The organism is Ralstonia flaminis (genome assembly GCF_958415495.1).
Taxonomy (GTDB): domain Bacteria; phylum Pseudomonadota; class Gammaproteobacteria; order Burkholderiales; family Burkholderiaceae; genus Ralstonia; species Ralstonia flaminis.
In genome coordinates, this window is sequence record NZ_CATZLL010000002.1 from 168,382 (window position 1) to 184,554 (window position 16,173).

General features: G+C 64.5%; 12 protein-coding genes. 3 read left to right on the forward strand and 9 right to left on the reverse strand.

The annotated features are described in order from the left end of the window. Positions 1 to 5: 5 nt before the first annotated feature. The 8 genes from R2N11_RS03375 to kbl all read right to left on the reverse strand — a co-directional run bounded on the left by R2N11_RS03375 (position 6) and on the right by kbl (position 11,090). Entirely contained in the window at positions 6 to 1,025 is a 1,020-nt protein-coding gene (locus R2N11_RS03375) for a poly-beta-1,6-N-acetyl-D-glucosamine biosynthesis protein PgaD (protein ID WP_316680139.1), read from the reverse strand. After that, positions 1,022 to 2,302 carry a poly-beta-1,6-N-acetyl-D-glucosamine synthase gene (gene pgaC, locus R2N11_RS03380; RefSeq protein ID WP_316680140.1) on the reverse strand — a complete coding sequence of 427 codons (1,281 nt, stop codon included), beginning with the start codon at positions 2,300 to 2,302 and terminating at the stop codon, positions 1,022 to 1,024. The genes R2N11_RS03375 and pgaC overlap by 4 nt, the downstream gene beginning before the upstream one ends. A gap of 1 nt (position 2,303) precedes the next feature. Continuing rightward, the gene (pgaB, locus tag R2N11_RS03385) at positions 2,304 to 4,526 is read right to left on the reverse strand and encodes a poly-beta-1,6-N-acetyl-D-glucosamine N-deacetylase PgaB (RefSeq protein ID WP_316680141.1); all 2,223 of its coding nucleotides are present in this window, start codon (positions 4,524 to 4,526) and stop codon (positions 2,304 to 2,306) included. A 5-nt stretch (positions 4,527 to 4,531) separates the two neighbouring features. After that, on the reverse strand, positions 4,532 to 6,946 hold the full coding sequence (gene pgaA / locus R2N11_RS03390; protein ID WP_316680142.1) for a poly-beta-1,6 N-acetyl-D-glucosamine export porin PgaA: 2,415 nt from the start codon (positions 6,944 to 6,946) through the stop codon (positions 4,532 to 4,534). 88 nt (positions 6,947 to 7,034) lie between these two features. After that, entirely contained in the window at positions 7,035 to 7,961 is a 927-nt protein-coding gene (locus tag R2N11_RS03395; protein WP_316680143.1) for a LuxR C-terminal-related transcriptional regulator, read from the reverse strand. 592 nt (positions 7,962 to 8,553) lie between these two features. Next, complete coding sequence (locus R2N11_RS03400) at positions 8,554 to 8,814, reverse strand: hypothetical protein (RefSeq protein WP_199029251.1); 261 nt, start codon at positions 8,812 to 8,814, stop codon at positions 8,554 to 8,556. Positions 8,815 to 8,901: 87 nt separating this feature from the next. After that, positions 8,902 to 9,861 carry an NAD-dependent epimerase/dehydratase family protein gene (locus R2N11_RS03405; RefSeq protein ID WP_199029242.1) on the reverse strand — a complete coding sequence of 320 codons (960 nt, stop codon included), beginning with the start codon at positions 9,859 to 9,861 and terminating at the stop codon, positions 8,902 to 8,904. After that, positions 9,861 to 11,090, reverse strand: a complete 1,230-nt coding sequence (kbl, locus tag R2N11_RS03410; protein WP_316680144.1) for a glycine C-acetyltransferase — start codon at positions 11,088 to 11,090, stop codon at positions 9,861 to 9,863. Before kbl ends, R2N11_RS03405 begins: the two co-directional genes overlap by 1 nt. A gap of 87 nt (positions 11,091 to 11,177) precedes the next feature. Between kbl and R2N11_RS03415 the strand changes: the two genes are divergently transcribed. Beyond that, positions 11,178 to 11,792, forward strand: coding sequence for a helix-turn-helix domain-containing protein (locus R2N11_RS03415; RefSeq protein ID WP_199029247.1), 615 nt, complete (start codon positions 11,178 to 11,180; stop codon positions 11,790 to 11,792). Positions 11,793 to 11,805: 13 nt separating this feature from the next. Here R2N11_RS03415 and R2N11_RS03420 read toward each other — a convergent pair whose 3' ends face one another. Then, on the reverse strand, positions 11,806 to 13,161 hold the full coding sequence (locus R2N11_RS03420) for an MATE family efflux transporter (RefSeq protein WP_316680145.1): 1,356 nt from the start codon (positions 13,159 to 13,161) through the stop codon (positions 11,806 to 11,808). 373 nt (positions 13,162 to 13,534) lie between these two features. On the opposite strand from R2N11_RS03420, the gene R2N11_RS03425 reads away from it, so the two are divergent. Continuing rightward, positions 13,535 to 15,181 (forward strand): APC family permease, encoded by a 1,647-nt coding sequence (locus tag R2N11_RS03425; RefSeq protein WP_316680146.1) that lies wholly within the window; start codon positions 13,535 to 13,537, stop codon positions 15,179 to 15,181. A 148-nt stretch (positions 15,182 to 15,329) separates the two neighbouring features. Further along, positions 15,330 to 16,169, forward strand: a complete 840-nt coding sequence (locus R2N11_RS03430; RefSeq protein WP_199032715.1) for a DUF4349 domain-containing protein — start codon at positions 15,330 to 15,332, stop codon at positions 16,167 to 16,169. Positions 16,170 to 16,173 lie beyond the last annotated feature (4 nt).

Below are 16,173 nucleotides of genomic sequence, written 5' to 3' on the forward strand. Positions count from 1 at the left end.
GGCGATCAGCCTTCGTCCGCAATGATGTTGCCGCGTCGCCCGAAGCCATGCAGCACGTCGACACGCTCAACGCGGTCCAGTGCCGCATACGGGTCTTCCAGTTGCGCATGTGCGCCGAAGGCGTGCAGGCTCCGGTAGTGCTCCAATGCGCGCTCCGAAATACGGTCTGACGCATGCGCGGCCGGGCGCGCACGGCCATGCACCACCGCCGTCACGCCGCCGTAGTGGTGTGCCATGCCCGGACGCATCGCAAACGATGCCGGCTCGGGCGGCTCCACCCAATCGTTGCGACCCAGTTTTCCGCGATATCCGAAGCGATGAAAACCAGCGGCTTCCGCGGTGACGATGTCGGCGGCCCTCACCACGTCGCGCTGCTGCGGTGCTGGCGCATGCGATGCGACTTCGGCAACGCCGGCCAGGGAGGGCTCGGCACGATCGGCGCGGTCCGTGACGATCACCGGGCCGGCCGGGAGCACCGGCTCGTCCGGGTCGTATTCGGGGCTGCGCGTGAACAGCACGGCTGGCGTGGCCGTACCTGCAGGTGCCGGGCGGCCAGTCCACTCCTGCCATGAGCGCACGTGGGTGATGTCGCCGTCGTCGTCATGGTCAACCACCAGCAGACGCGTGTTGCGCGGGCGCTGCCAGGCGGTCTGCTTGGCGTGCAATGCAGCCGCACGAGAGGCGCTGACAGCCGCGGCGGACGCTGGCGTTGCAGCTTGCGTACGCGCCATCTTGCGGCGGATGGCGCGGTCCAGCCGCGAGAGGACCATCCACACCACCAGCACCGCGCCCATGCCGGCAATGATGTGGCCATACATGCGCAGTTGCTCGAACGGCAGGCCGCTTGGCCCCACGCTGCTGATGGAGTAGCCCACATACAGCCCCAGCAGTGCCCAGATCGAGATCACAAGAATCGGCCGCAAGATGCGGAACCACAGCACGTGGTGCAACGTGCCGACGATCCCCCTGTCCGAGAATGACTGCCGGATCGAATTGCGAGAGACGTCGATGACGAGTGCGGTCATGGCGAATTCCCCTGTTGTTGTACGCCCCGGTCGGGGCTGGTCCAGCGTGCGCGAGCACGTGTGCGCTGGAAGGCGACGGCCGGAAAGCCGACCACCGTGGTGATGAGGTTGAGAATCCAGAACGCCACCGGATACCACACGGTATCGATGAAGTAGCGCAGGATGCCGTCGTCGTAGCGGCGGTCGATAAAGCAGCCGACCAGCAACTGCAGCACGCACGTGATGAACAGCAGCGTGCCGTGCCAGCGGGGGAAGGCTTCCATGCGCCATTCGGGCGGCATGTCGACAAAGAAGCCCAGCACCGACCACGAGATGACAATCAGCATGTTGTACGCCCACACGACCGACAGCGCGTATTCAACGAAGATCGGCCACATCATCGATTGCCGCAGGCTCAGCATGGCCGGCGCGTACTTGATGAGCGCCTGGATGCCGCCCTTGGCCCAGCGCAGCCGCTGCTTGTATAGGCCGCGAAAGGTCTCGGGCATCAGAATCCACGACAGCGCGCGCGGCTCGTAGCGGATGATCCATCCACCCACCTGCAGCTTCCAGCTGATGTCGATGTCTTCCGTGAGCATGTCGTTGCTCCAGTAGCCGACCTCTTCCAGCGCGTGCTTGCGGAACATCACGACCACGCCCGACACCGTCAGCAAGCGCCCATAGATCTGCTGCGTGCGCTTGATGAGCCCCACGATCGACGAGAACTCGCCCACCTGCATGCGCCCCAGCAGCGTGGAGCGCGTGCGGATGCGCGGGTTGCCCGTCACCGCCCCGATGGTCGGGTTCTCCAGCAGGTGGCGGATCATCCAGGCAATGGCGTCCACGTCGAGGATGGAGTCGCCGTCGATGCACATCAGGTACTCGGCATCTGTCACCTGCGTGGCGGTGGTGAGGCCAATCGCCTTGCCCTGGTTGGATGCCTGGTGAATCACCAACAACTGCGGGTACTGCGCGGCGAGTTCGTTCAGGCGCTCGCCGGTGCGGTCGGAGCTGCCATCGTTGACGGCGATGATGTCGAAATTCGGATACCGCATGCGGGCGAGGTGGCTGATCACCTCGCGCACGTTGGCCTCCTCGTTGTAGCAGGGCACGATGATCGACACCTTGGGGTAGCGCTTCACGCCCAGCAGCGCCAGTGGATGCTGCACGCGCGCGGTGCCGCGTTCCAGCAGGAAGTAATGCAGCAGCCCCCCGATCATCCAGAAGTACGACATGAAGAACGGGTAGTAGAAGACGAAGCCGGATACCCAGCGCTTGGCGATCAGCAAGTCCACCATGTCAGCCTCCCGCCTTGTTGCTGGCTGCGCGATTGACCGATGCCGCGCCTTCTGCCACCGCTTCGGTCGCGACCGGGTTCTTGGGCGCCGGCGCGGCCGGTGTGGCCTGGGCACGCGGTGGCTGCGTCTTCGGCAACGCACCGTTGATCTTCTCGACGCTGGGCGGCGCGCTGCGCGTTTCGATATAGCTCTTGAGCGACATCACATCACGCAGCACCTCGGTGTCGGGCCGCCCGGCAATGAAGTCGTCCGGGTAGTAACCGTAGTTGAGGGCGCCGGCAGCGCGCAGACGGCTCATCTGGTCGCGCAGCTCGGCAGCCGGAATCGGCTTGTCCTTGTTGCGCCAGTCCACGGCCTGCAGCTCGAAGATGGTCTTGCGCAAGCCATCCTTGTGCTTGGCCACGGCCGCCGTCAGCCGCTTCATCCAGTCCTTCGGGTCGCGGACCTCCTCCATGTAGGGCATGGCTTCCAGCGCAACGTAGTCGTAGGCCTGCAGGAAGTCGTCATAGTTCTGTGCCGTCCAGGCCTCGGCCTTCGGATCAAGCACGGGGCCGGCGAAGATATTGCGCGCGGTCAGCATGTCGCGGCCGTTCTGATAGCCCTGCACCGTGGAGATCAACTCGTGCGAGAAGGCAATGAGCGCAGCGGTCTTGCCGCGCGTCCACTTCTGCATCAGCTCCGGCGACTGGCGGATCTGGTTGATGTCCCCCGGCAGCCCCATGGCCTGGTAGGCCTTGAGTGCAGCCGGGCTGGCGTCTTCGTAGTCGTCGAGCACACCATCATCGTGGAAGAGGATGCCGTCGATGATGGCGTTCTTGGCCAGGTCCTCGTAGATGTCGCTGATCATCTTGCGTGCTTCCGGATCAAACGGCGACAGGCGCGGGGGCTTGACCGTTCCCGGCTTCTGCGGTGCGCCGGGCAAGGACTGCACGAGGTGCGTGGCGGCCGGGTTATTGGCCGGCAGCTTGAACGACAGCATCGGCAGCCAGGCATACACCTCCACCTTGGCACGCGTCTTCAACTGCCACGACACGCGCGAGAAGAGGTCGGCACGCATCGGCATGTGGCGGTTCGGGAAGTACACGGACTCCACCGCACCGTTGCCCTTCGGATCTGCATAGGCCTGCAGATAGACCACGCGCGGCGCCAGATCCTTGATGCGGTCGATCAGCTTGCCGAGGTTGGCTTCCTGCTGCTTCGGGTCGGGGTCGTAGATGTAGTCCATGTCGACCTGCACGACGCGCTGCACGGGGTTGATCTCGCCGTGGTGGGTCACCGGCTCGCGCAGCGAGCGCTCCAGGTTGCCGGTCTCGGTGTCGTAGCCCATCAGGCTGCGGCGGATGGCGGTGAGCGGCACGTCCGGCGTGTTGGGGCCGGGCTCCAGCGTGAGCATGTATTTCAGGCCCACGTTGGCAGCTTCCTGGTCAAGGATCACGTTGTGCGCGCCGTACGGCCACACCACGGTCTGCACCCTGGCGCCGACGTTCTTCTGGATGATGTCGACGCTGCGCTGCAGATCATCACGGACGCGCTTGCGATACTCGTCGTCTGTCTCATACCGGCCCATCTTCGGCAGATATTCGTGCGTGCTGGCGGCCGGCAATTCGTTGCCCTGCGGGTTGCCCAGAATGCCGTGGTGCATGTCGTGCGTGTGGGTGGCGAATTCCGCCAGGCCTGAGGCCTGCATCTCTCGGATCTGGTTCCAGTTCATGAAGAAATCGCGGTCGACGATCTGCTTGTCCGACAGTTTGATCTTGGCGCCCGGGGGCGCGTTGGTCCACTCCGTCACCAGCCCGAACACGGCCGGAAAGCGGAACTGCTTGAGCAGCGGGAAGACCTTCGCGTAGTGGCTTTCGTAGCCATCATCAAAGGTCAGCAGCACCGGCCGCTTGGGCAACGGCTTGCCGCCCTTGCGTGCCTCGTCAATCTGCGCCAGCGTCACCGGGTGATAGCCGTTGGCCTGCAGCCAGCTGAACATGTTGGTGAGCGCCTTGGTGTCGATGGCAAACGCATCGGGCAGCGTCTCGAAGCTGGCGCGCAGGTTGTCGCGAATGTCGTGGAAGCACAGCACGCGGAACGTCTTGCCGTCGTCCGGGTCGGGCTTGGGCAGGAAGTCCACCTGCAGGGCGGCGGCCGGACGGACGGCAGCGACCAGCGTCATCGCCGCAACCAAGACCATCCAGCCGAAGAATCGTCGCAATGACGTTTGTCGGAGAGCTTGCATGGGCATCAAAGAGGAATGTTGAGGTTCAGGTACAGGAACTTGCGGTTCTCGGGTTGGCCGTCATAGCGATGGCGCCCGTAACCGATGCCGTACGAGATCTGCGTCTTGCGGTTGATCTGCCAGACGTGCTCCAGCCGCGCTTCATACATGGGGCTGGTGCCGAACGACTGCTCGTTGTACATGCCGCCGGTCAGGTACACACGCTGTGTGAAGGACTTGTCGGCATACCGCCATGGCGTCCATGACCAGATGGCGGTGGCCGTGCCGCTGTAGTCGCGCGATGGGCTGAAGTAGTTCAGGTTCGTCATCGTGCTGCTGCTCGTGTCGGCCCCAAACAGCACGCCCACGGTATGGCGCGGCGAGGTGAACACCTGCTGATAGAAGTTGGCCGCCCAGCGCTGGCGCAAGTTGTCGTCGGAATAGCGCGACACGCCGTACGTCAACGATGCGTAGCGCGTTTCATCCCAGGTGTAGCGCACGTTGCCGCTCACGGTCTTGCCGGTCACGCCCACCTGGTACGCCTTGTACGGCACCTCCAGGTCATCGGTGGTGACCAGGCCCGATACCTTCCAGTGGTCGCTGGGCATCCAGGTGGCGTCAAGGGTGCCGCCCGTCTTGCCGGCCGCACCCACCGACTGGTGCACCTCGCCGTTCACCTCGACGCCGGTGTCGAACCACTGCACGCCCGCACCATTGCGCACGCGGCTTTGCGATGCACCATCAAACTGCGCCTTGCCCACAAAGCTGTCGAAGAACAGGCGGTAGTGGTCGGCAAACGGGCTGCTGTAAATCTTGGTATCGACCCCGTACTCGTTGTTGGCAAAGACGGAATTACCCTTGTCGGCCGTGGACTGGATGATGAGCTGCGGGCTCTGGTAGACATCCAGGTCCTTGTTCAGCGCATTGATCGAGCCGTTCTCCGGAAAGCGCTCGCCCAGCCCGTTGGCGACATCCTTGGCGGTCTTGAGGTCATCCACCGCAAGCGATGCGCGCCCATAACCGGAGACCACGCTCAGGTCGTCCGGGTGCTCCGCCAGCGCAGTCTTGTACATCTCGCGCGAGCGGTAGGGCTCGGCCTGCACCATCGCACCATCGGCACGGGCACTCACCAGCGAAGCGGAGAACGGTGCCTCGTGCCGCCACTTGTCCATCTCGGCAATGCCCTGGTGCGTGCGGCCGGTCAGCACCAGGTATTGCGCTTCCAGGCGCTTGACGCGCGAGTAGTCCGGGTTGGGTGTACCGGCTTCCGGTGCCAGGCGCACGTACTCGGGGTTGTCGGCCTTCATCTTGTCGAGCAGTGCACGGGCCTCTTCAAAGCGCCCCGTATCCAGCAGCGCATAGAACAGGCCTTCCTGCACGTCACCGGTCTCGATCTCACCGGGGCCGGCGTCTTTCAACGCCTGCGCGTAGGCGGCAGCTGCCTTGTCCGGCGTATCGAGATAGGCATAGGCATCGCCCGCCGCCACGCGCGTGTAGGCGGGCACCTTGCCAGCCTGCGACATCGCTTCGTAGCGCTTGACGGCATCCTTCATGCGCCCGCGCGAAGCCAGCGCAACCACTTCGTCAGCGACGATCTCCTGGCGGAACTCGGCGTTCTCCTTCGTATCGGGCACCTTCTTGATCAGCGCCTCGATCTCGGCCACCGCCTGGTCGATGATGACGAAGCGCTCGGGCCCCTGGATGGACTTCAACTGCTGCCGGCCCCACCGGATGCGCTGCGCGGCGGCCGCATGATCGACATGCCAGGACTCGGCTTCCGTGAACCAGTCCGGGTGCTCACGCAAATGTTCCTGCGCCAGCGTGGCCGCACCTTCGCGCGACTCGCGCTGGACTTCGTTGCGGAATGCCTCGCGGTCGGTCGGCATCGGGCCTGCGGGAGCATTCTCAGGCTGGTTGGCGGTGGCGTGGGTGGCCGCAGCGTTGGCCGCTTCAGGAGACACCTGCAGCGGCTCCAGCGCACCCGGGCCCTGGGCGCTGGGGCCTGCAGGCATGGCCGGCGTGGGCGGTGCAGCGTCGGGCGACGGTGTACCCGGCGGCAGGATGACCGTGGGCGACGGCGGTGGCGCAAACGACGGTGCCTGCGCAGGCACCGCCGGCATCGCGGAGGTGGCATCAGCCGGAGCAGGCTGCTGCGCCTGCGCCACCAGCCTTGCGTTGGCGGGCGAAGCCGGCAGGCCGCTCGATCCGGTCGGCGCCGTAGCTGCCGTGGTACTGCCGTTCAACTCAGCGAGTTCCGCATCGATCAGATTGCGCGTCGCGGTGCTCGATGCCTCGCTGGTGGTGGCTGCAGCCTGCGCGACCATCGGCGCACTGCCGACCAGCACGACCGTGGCTGCAGCAATCGCGCACCGGCGCGGGTGCCAGGCCGAGGCCGTACTGGCGCACGGCTGGCCGCAGAGCGTTGGCTCGTAGGTGTTCATGTTGTTTTGGTGTCCGTTAGGCGGCGCGCACGTGCGTGCATGCGTCGGCCGCGTGATGTGGGGATCGGACCCAGCAGACCAGAGCGCCTCAGCCCAGTCGGGCTGCGCCGTTGGCGGTACGCATGGGCGTGCGTGGTGGCTTGGCGGGTGTCCCGCCGCCAAAGGCGCGTGTCATGGCAGCCCACCGCGATTCCGCACCGTGGTCGGCCGCCGCAACGCGGGGCGACGTCATCACGGCATCCGTGGCAGAGATCGAGGTGGACGCAGACGCGCGCGACGGGCCGGCGGCAGTCTGGACAAACACGGCGGCGGCGTCCTGCACGGCGGCAGTGGCTTCACCCAGCGCCATGGCACTGCCTTGCAGCTCCAGCGGAATGCCCAGGCGCATGGCGGCGTACACGGCCTCGCTCTTGTTGCGCACGTTCAGGCGGCGATACAGCGTGCATGCGTGCGTTTTGACCGTGGCTTCCGAAATGCCGAGCAGCCGGCCAACCCCCTTGACCGAGTGCCCGCGCGACAGCAGCACCAGCACTTCGTACTGGCGCAGCGATACGTTCAACCGCTGCGCGGCTTCCGACGCATCGAGCGCGAGCATGGTCACGGCCGTGGCAGCCGGGCGCGGTATCAGTGCCGGATACGACTGCCCACCTGCCAGCACCAACTGCAACGTGGCCAGCAGCACTTCGGGCGGCTGTGATTTGGCAACATAGGCATCGACCCCACATGTCATGGCAACGTGTGCTTCTTCAGCCGACAGGCACGCGGCGAGCAGCACGACGCGGCTGGCCCCACTGCGGGCGATGGCCTCGCGCAGTTGAGCGGCGTCGACAGGTGCTTCAGCTTCATCCAGGCCAACGACAAGCAGGTCGGCATTCATATCAACGGCATGCACGACACGCGGCTCGCCAACAGGCAGGGCGGGAGCAAGGACTTCCAGGCCCAGGGGGGGATGCGCGAGCAATTGCGCAAGTCCGGCTCGCAGCAACGGATGGTTCTCCAGCAGGACTGCTTTCATGGTTTCCTCGTTTTCTGATGAAGCGATTCCGGTCGAGCGCGTACCGAGCCTGCCGCGGCAGGTATGCACGCGCGCGTCATCGACCGTTGAAACCCCGGGATCGTCCGAGAGGCGCCCTGCCACCAGCAAATGCAAGAGAGCCTGCAGTGGAGAAGCGAAGTGCGAATGCCGTTGCTACTGATCCGGATTCGCTTATGGGAAGAGCGTTGTGTGCGTCAAGCGCCAAGCGCCTGCTCACGCAGAGTGACCGCACGACATTGAGCAAGCATCGGGCCAGAGCAGTGCAACGCAACATCTGCTTACACTCTTGGCACAGGACCGACCGGTTGGAGAACGATCGAGACCCGCTGTGGCAAAGGCTCGTGGGCCCACAGCATGGTTTGCTGCACCGCCGCGTACGCACACTGTTTCTGTAACCAACTGGTTACGACTGCAGGACACGTGGCAAATGCACGCGCGTGCCGTTGGCCGGCACCTGAACGTTTTTACAACCTGTTTTAAAACTTACCAAGCGTGAGAGGTGCGCGCCGCTTGCCACAGGGTCATGGGGCATGCGTTGCCGGCAGCGCGGAGATGACCGATGCGTAACCGCTTAGGGTTTGCGGCGCATGGCAAAGAGGAAGAGGCTATCGATGGCGCCCACCATGAAGATGAGGCCTGCAGCCGCGTGCAGCATCCAGGCGCCATCTGCAAACGGCAATGAAATCGACGTGTGTGGAATCGCACCCACCACTGCCGCCGCCACGGACATGCGCGCCACCGGCACCCACCATGTGCGCTGCTCGCGCGGCGGGTCGTCATGATGGCGCGGCGTCGGACAGGGCATGCGGCGGGGGCAGGAAGTGGCGGGCATGCTGCATTGTTGGACACAACTTGTCCGACCGATACCGGGAGCAGCCTTGCACATCGGCCCTATTTCCGCCGACTGCCAGGCATGTGCTCAATGCGCCAGGTGCGCGAGATTCTTCAGCATGTCGGCCGTCATCTCCGCCACGCCAAACTCGGGTTTCCAGCCCCAGTCGCGCCGGGCCACAGAATCGTCAATCGAATTGGGCCAGCTTGCGGCAATCGCCTGACGAAAATCCGGCGCGTACGCCACGTCAAACGAGGGGTGATGCCGGCGAATTTCCGCCGCCAGTTCTGCCGGCGTAAAGCTCACACCCGCCAGGTTGTAGCTGCCGCGCTCGGTAATGTGCTCGGCCGGTGCCTCCATCAGCTCGATGGTGGCGCGCACGGCATCGGGCATGTACATCATGGGCAGCGCCTCGTCGCGCTCCAGAAAGCACGTGTAGCGCTCGCCCTTCACGGCGGAGTGGAAGATGTCGATGGCGTAATCGGTCGTGCCGCCGCCCGGCGCGGTCTTGTACGAGATCAGCCCCGGGTAGCGCAGGCTGCGCACGTCGATACCGTGGTGCTCGAAATACCAACGGCACCAGCCCTCCCCGGCAAGCTTGGAGATGCCGTAGACGGTCTTGGGCTCCATGATCGTGCTCTGCGGCGTGTTGTCGGGCGGCGTGGTGGGCCCGAATGCCGCAATCGAACTCGGCCAAAAGATGCGCTCGATGTTGTGCTGGCGCGCGGCCTCCAGTACGTTCAGCAGGCCGTTCATGTTGAGCTGCCAGCCCCACGTGGGCGATTGCTCGGCGGCAGCCGAAAGCGCCGCCGCCAGGTGATAGATCTGTGTGATGCCGTGGCGCTCGATGATCTCGCGCAACTGGCCGCGATCGGTCACGTCGAGCATTTCGTGGCGGATCTGCGGATGGCGGCCCTTGGGCACCATATCGCTGGTCACCACGTTGCCGGTGCCGTAACGCTCGGCCAGCGCCGCCGCCAGCTCCGTACCCAATTGCCCATTGGCGCCGATGATGAGAATGCGCGGCACAGTACTGGTGTTGCTCATCAGATGATCCCCAGTTCCTTGCCGGCGGTCTCGAACGCCTTGAGTGCCGCATCCAGCTGTGCGCGCTCATGCACCGCGCTGATCTGCACGCGAATGCGCGCCTGCCCCTTGGGCACCACCGGGTAGAAGAAGCCGATCACATACACGCCCAGCTCCAGCAAGCGCTTGGACAACGCCTGTGCCTTGGGCGCGTCGTACACCATGATCGGCACGATGGGGTGGTCGCCCGGTTTGATGTCAAAACCCAGCTCGACGATTTTGCGGCGGAAATACAGCGCGCTGTCTTCCAGCTTGTCGCGCAGCGCGGTGTCGGCTTCCAGCAAGTCGAGCACCTTGATGCTGGCCCCGACAATGGCCGGTGCCACGGTGTTCGAGAACAGATACGGCCGCGAGCGCTGGCGCAGCAGCGCCACCACTTCCTTGCGCGCGCTGGTGAAACCACCCGATGCACCGCCCAGGCCCTTGCCCAGCGTGCCGGTAATGATGTCGACCTTGCCGAACACGCCGCGATGCTCGTGCGAGCCGCGCCCGCGCTTGCCCAGGAAACCCGTGGCATGGCATTCATCAATGCCCAGCAGCGCACCAAACGCATCGCAGATGGCGCGAATTTCATCGAGCCGCGCAATGGTGCCGTCCATCGAGAACACGCCATCGGTAAAGACCAGCTTGAAGCGCGCGCCTGCTGCATCCGCGGCTTTCAGTTGTTCGCCCAGGTCATCCAGATCGTTGTGCTTGTAGCGATAGCGCTGTGCCTTGCACAGGCGGATGCCGTCGATGATGGACGCGTGGTTCAGCTCGTCGCTGATCACGGCATCCTCCGGCCCAAGCAGCGTTTCGAACAAGCCGCCGTTGGCATCGAATGCCGAGCCGTAGAGGATGGTGTCTTCCGTGCCGAGAAACTTCGCCAGCCGCGCTTCCAGCGTCTTGTGCAGATCCTGCGTGCCGCAGATGAAGCGCACGGAGCTGAGCCCAAAGCCGTGCGAATCCAGTGCCTCGTGCGCGGCCTTCAGCACCTCGGGGTGCGACGACAAACCCAGGTAGTTGTTGGCGCAGAGGTTGATGACCTCCTTGCCATCCGCCGTGTGGATCACGCTGCCCTGCGGCGAGGTGATGATGCGCTCGGTCTTGTACAGACCGGCCGCTTCAATGGCTTCCAGCTCGTGGCGGATATTGGCGTAGAAGGCATCGATCGAAGCCCCCGTCGAAGCATTGCCTGCCGTTGTCCCCATGGTGCGCCTCCTGTAGACTGCGTTGATCGATAAATCGAACAAGTTCGATATATCGAATAATTTGTTCAATTTACAAGATACCATCCGATGGCACAAGCCCCTGCCACCCGTCCGTTTGATGAAGGGCTTGCCGAAGGCCCACCGGCCGTTGGCGCCAAGCTGCAAGTGCTGCGTCAGGCACGCAAGCTGTCGCTGGACGAACTCTCGCGCCGTGCAGGCGTGTCCAAGTCGATGCTCTCGCAAGTCGAGCGCAACCTCGCCAACCCGACCGTGGCCGTGCTGTGGCGCTTGGCAACCGCGCTGGGCGTGGGGCTGGCGGATTTCCTCTCACCCGAAGGTGCGGCAGATGCGGCGCCAGCCGTGACCGTCATTCCGGCTCACTCCATCCCAGTCATCAAAAGCCCGGATGGCAAGTGCGAATTGAAGATTCTTGGGCCGGTGGACTTGGCGGCGCGCTTCGAGTGGTATGAACTGGCGATCCAGCCGGGCGGTGTGCTGGCGTCAGAACCGCATGAGGTGGGGACGAAGGAGCACCTATCGGTGCTCAGCGGCACGCTGACGGTGCAGTCCGGTTCAAGCGAGAAAAAGGTACGGCACGGAGAATCCGCGCGCTACCCGGCGGACGTGCAGCACGCGATTTCCAATGCGGGGAAGACCGTGGCGACAGCGTTACTGGTGGTGGAGTGCGCGCAGTCACTGTAGCGCGCCAGGTTGCCTAGGCCGCCGGCACCTGCGGCGCCCGCCACACGCGCGGCAGCAACGCACCCAGCATCAACCCGCGCAGCGCCATAAAGCCCAGCATTGACACCCATAGCCCGTGGTTGCCCCACAGCGGCTGCAGCGTGACCGACAGCCCCCAGAACGCAGCCGCCGCCACGGCCATCGTCACCAGCAGTTCACGCGTGCGCGTGGCGCCGATGAACACGCCGTCAAACTGAAAGCCCCACACCGACACGATGGGCAGCAGCGCCGCCCACACCAGATAGTGGCGCGCAGCTTCGCGCACGGCCGGCTGATCGGTCAGCACGCCGATGATGGCTGAGCCCGCCAGCGCATAGACGGCTGCAAACAACCCCGCCCCCAGCACTGACCAGAGTGTCGACACGCGAATCGCCATACGCAGTGCGTGGCGATCACGCCCGCCCAGTGCAGCACCCACCAGTGCTTCGGCTGCATGTGCAAAGCCGTCCAGCCCGTAGGCCATGAAGGTCAGGAAGTTGAGCAGCAGCGCGTTGGCGGCCAGCACCACATCGCCCTGCTTGGCGCCCGCGTGGGCAAACCAGCCGAAAGTGGCCAACAAACACAGCGTGCGCAGGAAGATGTCAGTGTTCAAACCCATCAGCCGGCGCCAGGCATCGCGCGCGAGCAGTTCAGCACGCGTGAGCGGCGGCAAACCCAGCGGCCGCTGCAGCCACAGCAGCAGCATGCCCAGCGCAAAACCAGCGATGTCTGCCAGCGCTGTCGCCGCGCCGATGCCACCGACGCCCATGCCCGCCCCCAGCACCAGGCCCAGCACCGCCACCATGTTGACCGCATTGATGAACACCTGCAGCAGCAACGCGCGCCGCACTTGCTGGCGCCCGAGCAAGGTGCCGAGCACCACATAGTTGGCCAGCGCAAACGGCGCCGACCAGATGCGCGCATGGCAATACACCTCGGCCATGCGGGTGACGGTGTCACTTGCCCCCAGCAGCGCCAGCGTGATGCGGATGGCCGGCCCTTGCAGCATCAGCAACGCCGCCCCGATGGCCAACGCCAGCAGCAACGCACGCACCACGCTCGCCCGCAACGCCTGTGCATCCCCCGCGCCATGCGCCTGCGACACCAGCCCCGTGGTGCCCATGCGCAAAAAGCCGAAGCCCCAGAACACGAAGTTGAAGAACACCCCGCCCAGCGCCACCCCGCCGATGTATTCCGGCCCCGGCAAATGCCCCGCCACGGCCGTATCCACCGCCGACAGGATCGGCTGCGTCAGGTTGGCCAGCACAATGGGAAACGCCAGGGTCAGCACGCGCCGGTGCCACTGCACGGGTGATGCAGGTGCAACCGATGTGACCGATGAGGACTCCATGGGGCAAAAAATTGGGGAGGGACAGTGAAAATCGGATGAAAAAGAGGTGCAACCGCCAGCGATTTCGCTATGATTGCGCCCCATTGCGAGTACCGGCAATCGGGCGACAAGTGCGGCACCCCGCACAACGTCGCCGATGACTATACGCGAATCCCCCCGGAAGGCAGGCACCATGCCCAGCCTTTCATCGCGACCGGGCAGGTGCGATTGATGCTGCGCGTCATCCCGCACACGCATGTCCTGCGTTGGTGACACCCACCATACAGGACGGTGGGCGACGCCAAAACAGCGTCGCCTCGGTAGAACTAAGCGGACTGGTAAGCAAACCGCGATGCCCTGTCGAGCGTCCGAACTCGCCGGGGCGGAGACTCCCTTGGAAAAAAACGTACAACGCAACCTTGGCGCCTGGCCCCTGATGTTGACTGGCCTGGGCTCGATCATCGGTTCGGGCTGGCTGTTCGGTGCGGGTCACGCCGCACAGGTGGCAGGCCCTGCCGCTATCTTTACCTGGGTCATCGGCGCAATCGTTATCCTGGCCATCGCCCTGACATATGCGGAGCTGGGCGCGATGTTCCCCGAGTCCGGTGGCATGGTGCGCTACGCGCGCTACTCGCACGGCTCGCTGGTGGGGTTCGTGGCTGCATGGGCCAACTGGATCGCCATCGTCACTGTCATCCCCATTGAGGCCGAGGCCTCCATCCAGTACATGAGCTCATGGCCGTGGCCGTGGGCGCAGGGGCTATTCCAGCATGGCGAGCTGACGCCGATGGGGCTGGTGCTCTCCGCCGTGCTGGTCATCGTGTACTTCCTGCTGAACTACTGGGGCGTGAAGGTGTTTGCCAAGGCCAACAACGCCATCACCATCTTCAAGTTCATCATTCCGGCGGCGACGGCCGTGGCGCTGATCGGCGCGGGCTTCCACCCGAGCAACTTCGGCATGGCCGAAGGCGCGAATGGCGCAGCACAGGGCTTCGCACCCTACGGCTGGTCTGCCGTGCTCACCGCCATTGCCACCAGCGGCATCGTGTTCGCTTTCAACGGGTTCCAGAGCCCGATCAACCTGGCGGGCGAGGCACGCAACCCGGGCCGCAACGTGCCCATTGCGGTGATCGGCTCGATCCTGCTGGCGGCCGTCATTTACGTGGCGCTGCAGATCGCCTTCCTGGGCGCGGTGCCGCCGGAATCGCTGGTCAACGGCTGGCATGGCATTGATTTCCACTCACCGTTTGCCCAGCTGGCGATTGCGCTCAACCTGAACTGGCTGGCCATCGTGCTGTACATCGATGCGTTCGTCAGCCCGTCAGGCACCGGCAGCACGTACATGGCCACCACCACGCGCATGATCTATGCGATGGAACGCAACAACACCATGCCGGCCATCTTCGGGCGCGTGCATCCGGTGTTTGGCGTGTCGCGTCCGGCCATGTGGCTGAACCTGGGCGTGTCGTTCATCTTCCTGTTCTTCTTCCGCGGCTGGGGTGCGCTGGCGGCCGTCATTTCGGTGGCCACTGTCATCTCGTACCTGACGGGGCCGATCAGCGTGATGTCGCTGCGCAAGACCTCGCCGGGGCTGCACCGCCCGCTGCGTCTGCCCGGCCTGTCGCTGGTGGCACCGTTTGCGTTCGTGTGCGCATCGCTGATCCTGTACTGGGCCAAGTGGCCGCTCACCGGCGAGATCATCGTGCTGATGCTGGTGGCCCTGCCCGTGTATTTCTACTACCAGGCCAAGGCCGGCTGGCCCGACTTCAAAACCGAGCTCAAGGGCGCGTGGTGGATGATCGCCTACCTGCCCACCATCGCTGCGCTGTCGTACTGCGGCAGCAAGGAGTTCGGCGGCCATGGCTACATCCCGTACGGCTGGGACATGGGCATCGTGGCTGCGATCTCGCTGTGCTTCTACCACTGGGGTGTGAGCAGCGGCTGGCATACGCGCTACCTGGAAGAAGTGGACAGCGTGCATGAAGACGGTGAGGCTCGCGACGACAAGCGCGCACCGCGCGGCGTCCCGCAGGGCATCTAAGCTTCATTGCCGCTACAAAAGAAAAACGCCCGACCGGTTTTGCCGGCGGGCGTTTTTTTATGTCTGCAAACAGCCCGGGAAATTGCTCAGAAACGTGCGCTAGACTTCACGCGCAGTTTCTCCGATCTCTCCCGAACCGACATAACTCATGACAAGACTCCTCGGCGTTCTCCTGATCGCGCTAGCGCTTGGCGCGTGCGGCAAAAAAGAAGAAGCACCCAATGCAGCCGGCGGAGCCGGGCCCGCCGCCATGATGGCCGCTGCCCCCGAAGCCAGCGCCAAGCAGGCCGAGGGTGCCGAGCGCCGATTCCTGGCCTATGAACATCGCGTCTCATTGGAAGTCGACGCCCCGCAGTTGGAGCGCCTGTACCGCGAGCTGCAGGATGCCTGCGTGAATGAGACCACCTGGCACTGCACGGTCATGGATGCCAGCATCCAGCTTGAACGTGACGAGCGCGGCGGCACGGCCCACCTGAACCTGCGCGCCAGCCCCGAGGGCGTGCGCACCATGCGCAAGCGCTTGGCCGACAGCGGTGGCGTGGTCAGCCAAGGCACCCACGTGGATGACCTGGGCCAGCCAATTGCCGAAGTCAGCAAGCGCCTGGACATGTTGAAGACCTATCGCGCAAGCCTGCTTGATTTGCAGCGCAAGGCGACCAAGGTGGAAGACCTGATCCTGATCGCAGAAAAGCTGTCGGAAACGCAGTCCGAACTGGAAGCGGCCACCGGCCAGAGCGCGCAACTGATGGACCGGGTGAACCGTGAGGTGCTGTCGATCGACCTGAGCACCCGGCAGACCACGGCACGCAGCCTTTGGGCACCCATCGGCAATGCGCTGCGTGAGTTCCCGCCCTCGCTGGTGCATGCCAGCGCCAGCGTGATCTCGGCCGTAGCCTACCTGCTGCCATGGGTGATCGTGCTGTCGATCGTGAGTGTGCTGATTGCACGCGTGCGGCGCAAGCGGCGGCAGCAGAAGTCGGCTGACTGACCGA